General features: G+C 46.9%; 9 protein-coding genes. All 9 read left to right on the forward strand.

What is annotated here, in order from left to right; translation table 11 throughout:
* Positions 1 to 66 precede the first annotated feature (66 nt).
* Positions 67 to 1197 (forward strand): tRNA guanosine(34) transglycosylase Tgt, encoded by a 1131-nt coding sequence (gene tgt / locus KE626_RS19395; RefSeq protein ID WP_211974584.1) that lies wholly within the window; start codon positions 67 to 69, stop codon positions 1195 to 1197.
* Between the two features lie 38 nt (positions 1198 to 1235).
* Positions 1236 to 2315 carry an LptF/LptG family permease gene (locus KE626_RS19400; RefSeq protein ID WP_211974585.1) on the forward strand — a complete coding sequence of 360 codons (1080 nt, stop codon included), beginning with the start codon at positions 1236 to 1238 and terminating at the stop codon, positions 2313 to 2315.
* 384 nt (positions 2316 to 2699) lie between these two features.
* Positions 2700 to 4025, forward strand: a complete 1326-nt coding sequence (locus KE626_RS19405) for a citrate (Si)-synthase, eukaryotic (protein ID WP_211974586.1) — start codon at positions 2700 to 2702, stop codon at positions 4023 to 4025.
* A gap of 106 nt (positions 4026 to 4131) precedes the next feature.
* Positions 4132 to 6225: an ATP-dependent DNA helicase RecG gene (gene recG, locus KE626_RS19410; protein WP_211974656.1), complete on the forward strand. Its 2094-nt coding sequence runs from the start codon at positions 4132 to 4134 to the stop codon at positions 6223 to 6225.
* A 191-nt stretch (positions 6226 to 6416) separates the two neighbouring features.
* Positions 6417 to 10100 (forward strand): DUF7948 domain-containing protein, encoded by a 3684-nt coding sequence (locus KE626_RS19415; protein ID WP_211974587.1) that lies wholly within the window; start codon positions 6417 to 6419, stop codon positions 10098 to 10100.
* A gap of 6 nt (positions 10101 to 10106) precedes the next feature.
* Complete coding sequence (locus tag KE626_RS19420) at positions 10107 to 11129, forward strand: PorP/SprF family type IX secretion system membrane protein (RefSeq protein ID WP_211974588.1); 1023 nt, start codon at positions 10107 to 10109, stop codon at positions 11127 to 11129.
* 47 nt (positions 11130 to 11176) lie between these two features.
* Entirely contained in the window at positions 11177 to 12586 is a 1410-nt protein-coding gene (locus KE626_RS19425; RefSeq protein WP_211974589.1) for an FAD-binding oxidoreductase, read from the forward strand.
* Between the two features lie 41 nt (positions 12587 to 12627).
* Complete coding sequence (locus KE626_RS19430) at positions 12628 to 13215, forward strand: hypothetical protein (RefSeq protein ID WP_211974590.1); 588 nt, start codon at positions 12628 to 12630, stop codon at positions 13213 to 13215.
* A 179-nt stretch (positions 13216 to 13394) separates the two neighbouring features.
* Entirely contained in the window at positions 13395 to 14072 is a 678-nt protein-coding gene (locus tag KE626_RS19435) for a phosphonatase-like hydrolase (protein ID WP_211974591.1), read from the forward strand.
* Positions 14073 to 14082: the final 10 nt, after the last annotated feature.

The raw sequence follows: 14082 nt of genomic DNA on the forward strand, positions 1-14082 counted from the left end.
GCTTCAATAGCTTTATGCTTTCCGCTTTATGCTTTCTGCTTATCTTCGCGCCTCAAATACAGCTGAGTGAATTTTGAACTGATAACTACAGATAGCGGCAGTAATGCCAGGGCCGGGAAAATTACTACCGCCCACGGGGAAATAGAAACGCCCATTTTTATGCCGGTTGGTACTGTTGGCAGCGTAAAGGCTGTAACACAGGAACAACTGAAGGAGGCTGTGCAGGCGCAGATTATTCTTGGTAATACCTATCATTTATATTTAAGGCCAGGCCTGGAAGTATTGTCTCTTGCCGGCGGACTGCATAAGTTTAATGGTTGGGATCGTCCTATCCTGACCGACAGCGGCGGGTACCAGGTGTTTTCCCTGGCAGCCAACCGTAAGATCAAGGAAGAAGGGGTGGTGTTCCAATCCCATATCGACGGTTCCCGTCACCTTTTTACACCGGAAAATGTGATGGATATACAGCGCACCATCGGTGCAGATATCATTATGGCCTTTGACGAGTGTCCGCCATACCCATCTGAATACAGGTATGCGCGTAAATCGATGGAGCTGACACATCGCTGGCTCGACCGCTGTATTCAACGCCTCGGGGATACGCAGCCGGCCTACGGTCACGAACAAACGTTATTTCCTATTGTACAGGGGAGTACCTATAAGGATCTCCGCAAGGCTTCCGCCGAATTCATTGCTTCCCGCAACTGCGCCGGTAATGCGATTGGGGGATTGAGTGTAGGAGAGCCGGAAAATGAGATGTATGAAATGTGCGGACTGGTATGCGAAGTGCTGCCGGTCGATAAGCCCCGCTACCTCATGGGGGTGGGTACGCCCTGGAATATCCTCGAAAATATCGCACTGGGAGTAGATATGTTCGATTGTGTGATGCCTACCCGTAATGGCCGTAACGGTATGCTGTTTACCTGGAACGGGGTGATGAACATCCGCAATAAAAAATGGGCTACTGATTTTAGCCCGGTAGATGAAAATAGCCCCTGCTTTGCCACCAGCCAATATTCAAGAGCCTACCTGCGCCACCTTTTTGTGGCCGGCGAAATTTTAGGCATGACATTGGCCAGTATCCACAACCTGGCATTTTACCTGGAATTGGTACAGGAAGCCCGTAAACAAATACTGGCCGGCACTTTTGCCACCTGGAAAACCGGTATGGTCAATCAGTTGAAAACACGCCTGTAAAAGTTCGGACTATAAAATAAACTAATATCTTTGGGGTCATGACTAAGATTGACTGGTACATTTTACGCAAGCTCATAGGTACTTTCATTTACTCCCTGATGATATTCCTATTGATTTCTGTTGTGATCGACACAACAGAAAAGGTAGATGATTTTATGAAACATCATCTGTCGCTGCATGAAATCATTGTAGACTATTACTTCGGTTTTATTCCGCATATCCTGGCGTTATTGTTTCCTTTATTCATCTTCCTGTCTGTTATATTTTTCACTTCCAAGATGGCGTATCGTTCAGAGATTATTGCTATCCTTGCCGCGGGCGTGAGTTTCCGCCGGTTCCTGCGTCCCTACTGGATGGGGGCTTTCCTGTTCGGGGGTATTCTCTGGCTGGCCAACTACTGGGTGGTTCCCAATGCAAACCGCATCCGTACCAGCTTTGAAAACAAGTACCTGCACAGTCATGACGATGAAAAATCACAATACAACCGTACTACCCGAATAGACAGCTTCACCTACGTTACCTTCGGTACCTACGATCCCAATTATAAGAGTGGCAGCAACTTTACCCTGTCCAGCATCGATAAACAGGACATGACCTTCAAACTGAAGGCCGACCGTATCACCTGGGATTCCACCACCAAAAAGTGGCGGCTGGATTACGTGACACTACGCACTATGCATGGTTTAAAGGAAACCTGGAGCAGCAAACAGGATACCCTGATGAAACTGGCCTTGTTACCTAAAGACCTGGTAGATGAAAAGAATCTGCAGGAAGCTATGACCACACCGGATCTGCGGCGATTTATCAACCGTGAAAGTATCCGTGGATCAGAAGGATTGAATACCTATTGGGTGGAATATTATCGCAGAACGGCGGCGGCATTTGCTGTGGTGATCCTCACGCTGATTGGTGGCATCATTGCCGCTAAAAAGGTAAGGGGCGGAAGCGGTTTACACCTGGCGGTAGGGATTGTGATCAGTGCAAGCTATATTATCTTCCTGCAGTTTGCCACGGTATTTTCGGTGAAGGCCGACCTGAATCCCTTGCTGGCTGTGTGGATTCCCAATATTTTGTTTGGTGGCCTGGCGTTTTACCTGTACCGTCGCGCACCAAAATGATACCCCGGGAAAAATAATTGGAAAGGCTGTATCACGCTGGTGGTGCAGCCTTTTTTACTGTACACTCCCATTTTACGCTTTTTCCCGCCCGTTTTTTACCCCGGATAATTATTTTTCCGCAGATTTTTCTTTCAATATTTTCAATTCATTCTGAAAATTTTACATTTCTTTAACGTCTGTATATATATTTATTATTTACACTATTTAATAAATTTTAAGTGAGATAATTATACTGGTAAACTGCGGCTATATTTCCGTAGTTATGGCAGGGCGGATCGTTGTTAATTTGGCATTAAATACCATGAAATGGTGGTAACTTCGTTAACAAATCATTACTTTTGACTATTGATCGATTTTGTTTTCATTAATAACAATAGCAGTAAAATGGGGTACATAAAAGAGAAATTCAAGGTTAAAGCAGATGAACTTAACATTGAAGTAAAAGACCTGGTAAAGAATCATGGTACTAAAAAAATTGAAGATGTAACACTGGCACAGGTTTACCAGGGTATGCGTGGTATTACCGGTCTGGTAACTGAAACATCCTTACTGGATGCCAATGAAGGGATTCGTTTTCGCGGATATTCTATTCCGGAACTGAGAGATCATTTGCCAAAAGCGCCGGGAGGTGCAGAACCACTGCCGGAAGGTTTATTTTACCTGATGCTGATAGGAGAATTGCCTACAGAAGCAGATGTACAATACCTGTCCAGCATGTGGGGTCGCCGTTCTCATGTACCCAATCACGTATTTGATGCTATTGAAGCCTTGCCTATTACTGCCCACCCCATGACCATGTTCAATGTGGGTATCATGGCACTGCAAACTGAATCTTCTTTTGCACATGCTTATGCAGAAGGAATGAATAAGAAAGATTACTGGAGCTACACCTATGAGGATACCATGAACCTGATAGCCCGCCTGCCGCGTATTGCTGCGTATGTATATCGCCGTAAATATAAAGGCGGTCAGCATATACAACCTAACGGCATGCTGGACTGGGCAGGTAACTTCGCACATATGCTGGGTTATTCTGATGAAGGATTCAAGGAACTGATGCGCCTTTACATGGTTATTCACGCCGACCACGAAGGTGGTAACGTGAGCGCACACACTACGCACCTGGTAGGTTCCGCATTAAGCGATGCTTACCTCTCTTTCGCTGCAGGTATGAATGGTTTAGCTGGTCCGCTGCACGGTCTTGCTAACCAGGAAGTGATCAAGTGGATCCTGCAAATGCGTGAAGAATTGGGTGGTGGTGTACCAACCAAAGAACAAATCGAAGCCTACGTACGCAAAACCCTGTCTGAAGGTAAAGTGGTACCTGGCTACGGTCACGCCGTATTACGCAAAACCGATCCCCGCTTTACTGCGCAGATGGAGTTTGCAAAAAAACATCTCCCGAACGACGAACTCGTGAAAATTGTGTGGATGGTATACGAAGCCGTTCCGCCAATTTTGCAGGACCTGGGTAAAGTAAAGAACCCATGGCCTAACGTAGATGCGCATTCCGGTGCATTGCTGGTACACTACGGTTTGGTAGAATATGAATTCTACACTGTATTGTTTGGCGTTTCCCGCGCACTGGGCGTACTGGCTTCCCTCTGCTGGGACAGAGCTTTGGGCCTTTCCCTGGAAAGACCAAAATCTGTTACTACCGAGTGGATGAAACAGTTTGTGGAAGGTAAAGTGGATGCAATAGCCGAATAGTTATAATTGTTTTTTACTAAAAGAGGCAAGTGGTGAATTTTTACCATTTGCCTTTTTTATTTTTGTTGCTCATAAAAACAACATTGCCATTTCTACTTTTACCGCCATATTATCCAACCCGATAGAATACCTGAAAGGTGTAGGACCCCAGAAAGGAGAACTGCTCCGTAAGGAAATCAAGGTATATACCTTTGGAGACCTGTTGCAGTATTTTCCTTTCCGTTATGTAGACCGCAGCCGGATAGATAAGATTGCTTCGCTGAGCGGGTACGAAGATTTTGTGCAGATCAGGGGCAAGATCGTGAACATGGTGGTAATGGGCGAAAACAGGGCGAAAAGACTGGTGGCCACGTTTAAAGATGAAACGGGAACCATCGACCTGGTATGGTTTCAGGGCTGGCAGTGGATGCAGAAATCGCTGCGTGAAAATGTAGGCTACCTGGTATTTGGCCGCATCTCCGTATTCAATGGCGTTTCCCAGTTGGCGCACCCTGAACTGGATCTGCTCACCGAAGAAATTGCTACCGGTAAACAATTCCTCGAACCGGTATATTATACGACCGAAAAACTGAAAGCCCGCGGACTAACGGCAAAGGCTATAGGAAAACTGACTAAGAATTTACTGGAGCAATTATCTCCGCTGGAAATCAGGGAAAATATTCCATTGGAAGTATTGCAGCAGTATCGTCTCATGCCCCGGTCCATGGCTTATTTCAGGATACACCAGCCTGTTAATGAAGATGATGCAAGACTGGCGCAGCGGCGACTGAAATTTGAAGAATTGTTTATCGTGCAGATACGCATCTGCCGTTTGAAATTAAAAAGACACAAGCAGTCGCATGGCTATGTGTTTGGCGCAGTGGGTGAATCATTTAATGAATTCTATAATCACCATCTCCCCTTTTCTTTAACAGGTGCACAAAAAAGAGTACTGAAGGAAATCAGGACAGATACCATACACGGACGCCAGATGAACCGTTTGCTGCAGGGCGATGTTGGTAGCGGAAAAACCATGGTAGCATTGCTATCCATGCTGCTGGCGAAAGACAATGGTTTCCAGGCCTGTTTGATGGCGCCTACTGAAATCCTGTCGCAGCAACACTTTAAAGGTATCGCCGAATTGCTCGAGCGCATGAATGTAAAGGTGGCACTGCTCACCGGCAGCATCAAAGGCAAAGCGCGGCGGCAGATACTGGAAGGAGCGCTGGATGGCAGCATCGATATCCTGGTGGGTACCCATGCACTGCTGGAGAAAGAGGTACAGTTTAAAAACCTGGGCCTGGCCATCGTGGATGAGCAGCACCGTTTCGGGGTGGCACAACGGGCACGGCTATGGGAAAAAAATAATATACCGCCGCATATCCTGGTCATGACGGCAACGCCTATACCAAGAACACTGGCAATGACCATCTACGGCGACCTCGATGTATCGGTTATCGATGAAATGCCACCGGGGCGTAAACCCATTACCACTGTACACCGCACCGAATATCAGCGGCCGCAGGTCATGGATTTTATAAAGGAAGAAGTCAGGAAGGGCCGGCAGGCCTATATCGTTTACCCGTTGATCGAAGACTCAGAGAAGCTGGACTACGAAAACCTGATGAAAGGCTATGAAGAGGTGAAGGCCTTTTTCCCGGAACCGCGGTTCTATATCAGTATGGTGCACGGCCGTCAGCCGGCAGAACAGCGGCAAACCAATATGCAGCGTTTTGTTTCCGGTGATACGCAGATCATGGTGGCCACCACGGTAATTGAAGTAGGGGTAAATGTACCCAACGCCTCTGTAATGGTGATAGAAAGTACTGAGCGGTTCGGACTGTCGCAGCTTCACCAGTTGAGGGGCAGGGTAGGCCGCGGCGCAGAACAATCTTTTTGCATACTCATGACCGGCAATAAACTGAGCCAGGATTCCAAAGAACGGATCAATGTAATGGTGCAAACCAACGACGGCTTCCTGATTTCTGAAAAAGACATGGAACTCAGGGGGCCCGGCGATATCGAAGGCACCCGGCAAAGCGGTGTGCTCGACTTTAAACTGGCCGACATTATCGCCGATAAACCCATCCTGGATGCCGCCCGTGCCAGCGCAGAAAAGATCCTCGCAGAAGATACCGATTTACTGTTGCCTGAGAATCAGGCACTAAAAGAATTTTTGGCAGCCCAGCGAAGTAAATCTATCTGGAGTAAAATTTCCTGAGGATTTTAACGTTTATTAATTAATAAAGGAGTAACGCCAGCAGCTTCTGAAGCAGAGACGTCGCCTAAGTCCCATTTAACCTGTTTTCTTCGCATCAGAAGTTTTGTGTTTTTCCCGACCGTAACAATTTGACAGGCTTCTGCGTTTATAGTATTATATTAGTTATTCAGTATAAAATAAATCTAATCCCGTTGAAATTTACCTTCCCGACCGGCCTTATTGGATGGATGATTTGCCTTTTAGTTCCAGGACTAACAGCCCGGGCGCAGCAGCAGTATGTGAACTATTCGCCACTGAATTTTATTCAGAATAAAGGTCAATGGAATAAAGATGTTATTTATAAATCTGAACTGGATGGAGCCTCCGTTTTCCTGAAAAAAACCGGCTTCACTTTCCTGGTGTATAACAAAGAAGATATGATTGCGCTGGATGATGCCGTACATGGCCATCCTAATCCCGCCGATACCATTCTTTCTCCCAGAGGCAGCACAGTAGCCGTTAACGCAGCGGTAACACCCGGCGGGCAACAACCACCTCCCAGGCCGGGCAGATTTCCCGATGTAAGAGGACATGCCTATAATGTGAACTTTCTCAATGCCCGGGAAAACGTGGACATCATTCCTGAAAAAGAACAGGAAGCAAAATCCAGTTATTTTATCGGAAACGATCCCAGCAAATGGGCCGCTGACGTTAAAACCTTCCAGGGCGTTAACTACAACGGCATCTACAGCGGAATAGATGCGCACGTGTATTCCGATGCCTCCCAGCTAAAATATGATCTCATTATTCACCCCGGCGCCAATCCTAACGATATACAACTGGAGTATGTGGGTACTACCGGGCTTGAACTGAAAAAAGGACAGCTGTATGTGCATACTTCTGTAGGAGACGTCATCGAACAATTGCCCTTTGCTTATCAGTACATTAACAATCAACGTGTATCCGTAAAGGTAGCTTACCGGCTTACGGGTAATAAAATCGGATTTAAAGTATCAGGAGAATATAACAACGCATATCCGCTGGTGATAGACCCGGTGTACGTGTTTTCTACAGTATCCGGTTCCCGCTCTGATAACTGGGGCTTTACCGCTACTTACGATGATGCAGGCAACTTTTACGGGGGCGGTATCGTATTCGGAAGTGGATACCCGGTAACACCCGGCGTGGTAGGAAGCGTGTTCCATGGACCTGCTGATAACGGTACCTCATTCGATATCGGTATCTCCAAGTTCAATCCAAATGGTAACAGGCTGATCTATGCTACCTATGTAGGCGGCAACGGACTGGATCAGCCGCATAGTTTATTCGTGGATCCGCAGGGTAACCTGGTTATTTCCGGTAGAACCAATTCCGCGGACTATCCTTCCACCAACAAGAAAGGTAACGGCGGAGGATGGGATATTGCCATCACTAAGCTAAATGCCACTGCCACTGCCATTATTGGCTCACTGGTAATTGGCGGTGCTGCTGACGATGGCGTGAATATAAGAGCCGACCGTTTCCAGGGACCATCTGTATTATTACGTAACTATGGCGACGACGCACGCAGCGAAGTGGTGATAGATGATGCCGGTTACATTTATGTGGCCAGCTGTACCCGCTCTACCGATTTTCCGGTAACGTCAGGCGTTTTCCAACCTAACAACGCGGGTTCACAGGATGGCGTGGTAATGAAAATAAATCCAATGTGTGGTGACATTGTATGGGCCAGCTACCTGGGTGGCTCAAAAGAAGATGCTGCCTATGTACTTGCACTAAATGGTTTGAATACCTTGTATGTTGCCGGCGGAACCGCCAGCAACGATTTCCCGATTAAGGGAACGGCCCCGTTGTACCCTAATTACCGCAATGGCGTATGCGATGGTTTTATTGCCCATATTTCCAACGACGGCAAAACAATGCTGCAAAGCACTTACCTGGGGTCAGACAATGCATCCGCCGACCAGGTGTATGGTATACAGCTCGATAAAAATGGCTTTGTATATGCAATGGGTACCACAGAAGGAGCCTGGCCCATTAAACTGCTGGCGCCGGGTAACTACAACGATAACGGCCTGCAGTTCATCTGTAAACTACAACCGGACCTTTCCGCATTTATATATTCTACCACTTTTGGTCGCAGCAGAACCGTGATTACAGCACCGAATATTTCGCCCACCGCATTCCTGGTAGACCGCTGTGAAAACGTATATGTTTCCGGCTGGGGTGGCGGTATCAATATCAGCCTGAAATATCCCAATTCAGGTACCGGTGGTTTGCGTACCACACCCGATGCATTACAGCGCACTACCGACGGGATGGATTTTTATTTCTTCGTCATGAAACGGGATGGTACCCAACAGCTGTATGGCAGCTTTTTCGGAGGAAACGGGCTTTTTGAACACGTGGATGGCGGTACCAGCCGCTTTGACAGAAATGGGATTATTTACCAGGGCATCTGCGCCTGGTGTAGCGTAAATGCCAATGGCTTCAAACCCAAATACCCAACCACCCCGGGGGCCTACTCCAGTACCCCGCCAAGAGGTTGCAACTATGGTGCGCTGAAAATTGCCTTTAACCTGGATGGTATCAGGGCCGGCGCTAAAACACTGGACCGGCGGCAGAACTACTGCGTACCGGAAACCATCACCTTTGTAGACACTACCGGCCGGCCGGGTAAAACATATAAATGGCTCTTTGGTGACGGCTCCGCCGAAGTATCAGGAGGAGCAGAACTGGATACCGTGTCACATACGTTTACAAAGCTGGGTACTTACCGGGTGAGACTGGTGAAGATTGATCCGGAAAGCTGTAATGTGTCTGATACCGCCTATGTGATTGTAAAGCTGGGCGATAATAAGGCCGACTTCAATTTTGACGCAAGAAGACAGGATCCTTGCGACAGCCTGAAATACCTTTTTACCAATACCTCGGTTACACCGGCTAATCAGTTCAGAGATAGTTCCTTTATCATGGACTATGGTGACGGTACGCCTCCTTTCTATACAGGGCTGGATACTTTCCCGCTGATCCATTACTACAAGGCAGCAGGTATCTATAACGCCACACTGACACTGGTGGATACCAACTTCTGTAATGCACCGCAAACGCAAACCAAGGCTTTGCGTGTAGCCATTAACGTGGTGGCGGCATTTAACCTGCCTGATACCATTTGCGCCGGTACAGAATTGAAAATGGATAATACCACACAGGGGGGTGAAGCATTTACCTGGACGTTTGAGGACGATAACACTACTTCTTCTGATCCTTATCCACTGCATACTTTCAAGAAATCCGGCAGATGGAAAGTATCCCTGCTGGTGCTGGATCCAAACACCTGTAATAAAAAAGACAGCAGCTCTAAATATATACTGGTGGCTGATCCGCCAAAAGCTGATTTCGAATTTTCGCCGGTTAAACCAATGGAAAATACCCCGGTGCAGTTTGTGAATACATCATCGCCCGATGCTACGCACTACCTCTGGAATTTTGGAGATGGAGATACCACCTCGGTTATGAATCCATCACATCAATACCTGAGAACAGGCACTTATAATGTTTGTTTGACCGCGGCTAACAGGGAAGGTTGTACAGAAACTACCTGTAAGGAAATCAGCGCTATAGTGGTACCGTTGTTCGATGTGCCGAATGCCTTCGCACCCGGTGGAAAAAATAATATTTTCTATGTAAAAGCATTTGGCGCTGTTAAATTCAATCTTAAAATATTTAATCGCTGGGGACAATTGGTATTTGAAAGTTCGGATCCCCGAATTGGCTGGGATGGCCGGTTTAAAGGAAATATTCAACCCATGGATGCTTACGCCTATATTGTAAACCTTGAGTTTACGGATGGCACAAAAGGCAGCCGATCTGGAAGTGTAACCTTGTTAAGATGATGAGCCATGAATCAGATTGTTAAATTATCAACATGCCTGGCAATATTGTTAATTGTTGCTATGGGAGGTTATACACAGGACCTTCACTTTTCACAATTTTTCAATTCGCCATTGACGACTAATCCTGCCAATACAGGTTTCATTCCCGATGGTAACTACCGTATCGGTATCAATTACCGCGATCAGTGGACCAGTATCCCGGTGCCTTATAAAACAATGTCGGCATACGGCGATTTCCAGTTATTCCGCGACCGGCTGGAATATGGCTGGGTAGGTATTGGCGGAGTGTTGCTCCGCGATGTGGCAGGCGCCGGTAATCTCACTTCTACCAAAGGATATGCGTCTATAGCTTACCACCAGCTGCTTGGACAAAGCAGTTTGTTATCATTGGGTTTTAACGCCGGTTCTGCCGGTAAGCGGGTAGATATTACCAAGCTGACTTTTGGTGATCAGTGGAATGGAAAATTCTTTGATTCGCAGATCCCGACCGGTGAGCCTATTACCCAGTCCAGCGTTAGTTATTTTGACCTGCAGGCGGGCATGAACTACGCTTATTTCCCTACTGAAAACATATATGTTAACGCCGGTTTTTCCGTGCAGCATATCAATACGCCAAGGGAAACATTTTATGACGGAAACAATGTGATTCCGCGCAGATATATTGGTTTCCTGAATGCAAGTATCAAAATGAGTGATAAGGTAATTCTGAATCCTGCGGCATACTATGCTACCCAGGCGGGCGCCAGGGAGCTGATGGTGGGCGGCAATGCGGCGTATAATCTTTCCGGAGACGGTGTGCAACAGTTGTTCGGAGGCCTGTATTACCGCGCCAATGACGCTGCCATTTTCCTGGTAGGCTACCAGCTAAACGGCATAAAGCTGATGTTTAACTATGACATTACAACCTCCGGATTATCTGCCGCCAATAACCGGCGGGGAGCCTATGAACTTGGAGTTGTATTTACCGGTTTATATACCAACCGTACCTTTAGTAATGCAAGGCGATCTACTATTTGCCCTTCTTTTTAACCCGCCGGATATTACCACCTAACCGGCATTATGATTATTTTTGTTACATGACAACGTTCAATAAAGTAACGGCTGCCCACATAGCGGCGTTACGCGAAATAGCCGGAGCGCAATATGTATTGGCCGACGAAGAAGGTATGAGCCGGTACGCACAGGATGAAACGGAAGATCTCCATTACCTGCCGGAAGTGGTGGTGAAACCGGATACCACAGAACAGGTAAGTCGCATCATGCGTTTGTGTAATGAAGAACTGTTGCCGGTAACGCCCCGTGGTGGCGGAACCGGGCTTAGTGGGGGCGCTTTGGCGCAGTATGGCGGAGTATTGATTTCTATGGAGCGGTTTAACCGCATCACCCTGATCGATGAAAGGAATTTACAGGTGATCACTGAACCCGGCGTTATTACGGAAGAATTGCAGAATGCCGTAAAGGAAAGAGGGTTGTTTTATCCACCGGATCCAAGCAGCCGGGGCACTTGTTTTATCGGGGGGAATATTGCGGAAAATTCCGGTGGCCCAAAAGCCGTGAAATATGGTGTGGTAAAGGATTATGTGCTTAACCTCGAAATGGTGCTGCCCAATGGGGAAGTGATCTGGACAGGCGCCAATGTACTGAAGAATGCCACTGGTTATAATCTCACCCAGTTGGTAGTAGGTAGTGAAGGAACGCTGGGTATTGTGACCAAAATAGTACTACGGCTTATTCCATTGCCTAAAACAGACCTGCTGATGCTGGTGCCTTTCCGTTCGGCAGAAAGCGCCTGTGCCGCGGTGAGCGCGATTTTCAGGGCAGGGTATACCCCTTCCGCGATGGAGTTCATGGAAAGGGATGCCCTTGAATGGGTAACCCAATATGTACAGAGCAGCGCGATTAAAATTGAAGATGATGTACAGGCCCATTTGCTGATAGAAGTAGACGGAAATCACCCAGAGGTACTGATGCAGGAAATGGAAGGAATAGCGGGAGTGGTGGAAGCTTTCGATATCGGAGAAATACTGTTTGCAGAAGATGCCCAGCAAAAAGAAGAACTCTGGAGGCTGCGCCGACGGGTAGCTGAGGCGGTAAAAGCAAATTCGGTGTATAAGGAAGAAGACACGGTGGTGCCAAGGGCGGAGCTGCCCGTGTTGCTGAAGGGCGTAAAGGAAATAGGACAGCGCTATGGCTTTCATTCTGTGTGCTATGGGCATGCCGGCGATGGTAATTTACACGTAAACATTATCAGGGGTACGCTTACGGAAGAACAGTGGAATGGTACACTCACGGAAGGAATACGGGAAATATTTCAGCTGGTGAAAAAACTGGGCGGTACCATCTCCGGTGAGCATGGTATTGGTTTGGTGCAAAAGAGCTATATGGATATTATTTTTGATCAGACTTCCATGCAGCTGATGAAGCAAATAAAGCAGATATTTGATCCGAAAAACATCCTCAACCGGGGTAAAATTTTTGATTGTTAAACCTTTCTCCGGGTAAATAGTTAAACTTAATAAATCTGAACATGAAACGCTTATTGATATGCTTTTTCTTCCTGGCGGGTGTACAGCTGGCGAATGCCCAGTATTACAAAACAGATACGCTGACGCGTAAGGGGTTTGATCCTTCGCGCCTGGTGCTGGGAGGATCGCTGGGAATGGTTTTTGGCGATTATACGAATGTGGATATTTCCCCGCTGGTAGGTTACCGTTTTTCTGACTATATAGCCGCGGGTATCAACCTGAATGCGCAGTACGGACAGTTCAAATCCCGCGATTTTTACACCGGGAACACGATCCGGCGCGATAAGTATACCATTTTCGGCGGTGGGGTATGGGGGCGTGTATACCCGCTTCCGATGGTGTTTATACATATTCAGCCGGAGTATAATTTTATAAGCCAGACTTCTACCTACTATCAGAATGACAATGTAAAACAAACTATTAAAACCAACTATGGTGTACCTAGCTTGCTGCTGGGTGCCGGGTATACACAAAGTGTGGGCGGAAGAGTAGGGATCGGCATTTCCGTGTTGTATGATGTGATACAGGACAATCGCTCCCCCTATCGGAATAGTTTGGTATACAGGGTGGGCGCCGGTTTAGGTTTCTGATTTTTGTAAGATATTTTATTCGCAGGCCGGATCAGCTATTTAATAGTTGATCCGGTTTTCTTTTTGAATACCTGCGGATTGTACACGCCCCCAATATTATCCGCATGTTAAATGTATATAAAGGCTAAACTTTATTTTAACCAGTACCTATCTTTGCGGAACATTAATAATCAGTAAAGGTGGGAATAGAATTAGTTGTTTTTGATATTGCAGGTACTACACTACATGATGAATCCAATGTGGCAAAAGTGCTGCAGCAAACCATTCAGCTGGCGGGTGTGTCGGTAACAGTAGAAGAAGTAAATGAAGTAATGGGATACGCCAAACCTTATGCGATCCGTTACCTGTTGCAGCAAAAGCAGGATAACCGTTACAGTGACCAGGTTTTTATTACGCAACTGCACGACCGTTTTGTGGAAGACATGAAAACCTATTATGCCACGCATCCGGCAGTAAGGGAAAAAGAAGGAGTATCGGCTGTATTTGCCGCATTAAAGGCGAAGGGCATCAAAGTGGCGCTGGATACAGGTTTTGATCGTGCCATTACCAATGTGATCCTGGAAAGGGTAGGCTGGCAACAACAGGGATTGATTGATGCGGTAGCCACCAGCGACCAGGTGCCTTTTGGACGTCCTTATCCTTATATGATCTATAATATTATGGAAGAACTGGAGATCCGCAGTATACAGTCGGTGGCAAAGGCAGGGGATACTATTTCGGACCTGGAAGAAGGTACCAATGCAGGCTGCCGTTATGTAATCGGTGTAACTACCGGGGCTTACACGCGCGAAGAGCTGGAGAAAGGTCCGCATACCCACCTGGTAGCCACCTTAGACGAACTGCTTTCTATTCTTTAACTACAATACA

Origin of the sequence: Chitinophaga hostae, assembly GCF_018224885.1 — a bacterium.
In the GTDB taxonomy this organism is placed as follows: domain Bacteria; phylum Bacteroidota; class Bacteroidia; order Chitinophagales; family Chitinophagaceae; genus Chitinophaga; species Chitinophaga hostae.

Bases quoted from the DNA above. Each gene is read 5' to 3' on its own strand.
- KE626_RS19420 (WP_211974588.1), top strand. From the start codon at position 10,107: ATGAATCAGATTGTTAAATTATCAACATGCCTGGCAATATTGTTAATT.
- KE626_RS19405 (WP_211974586.1), top strand. From the start codon at position 2,700: ATGGGGTACATAAAAGAGAAATTCAAGGTTAAAGCAGATGAACTTAAC.
- KE626_RS19425 (WP_211974589.1), top strand. From the start codon at position 11,177: ATGACAACGTTCAATAAAGTAACGGCTGCCCACATAGCGGCGTTACGC.
- KE626_RS19430 (WP_211974590.1), top strand. From the start codon at position 12,628: ATGAAACGCTTATTGATATGCTTTTTCTTCCTGGCGGGTGTACAGCTG.
- KE626_RS19400 (WP_211974585.1), top strand. From the start codon at position 1,236: ATGACTAAGATTGACTGGTACATTTTACGCAAGCTCATAGGTACTTTC.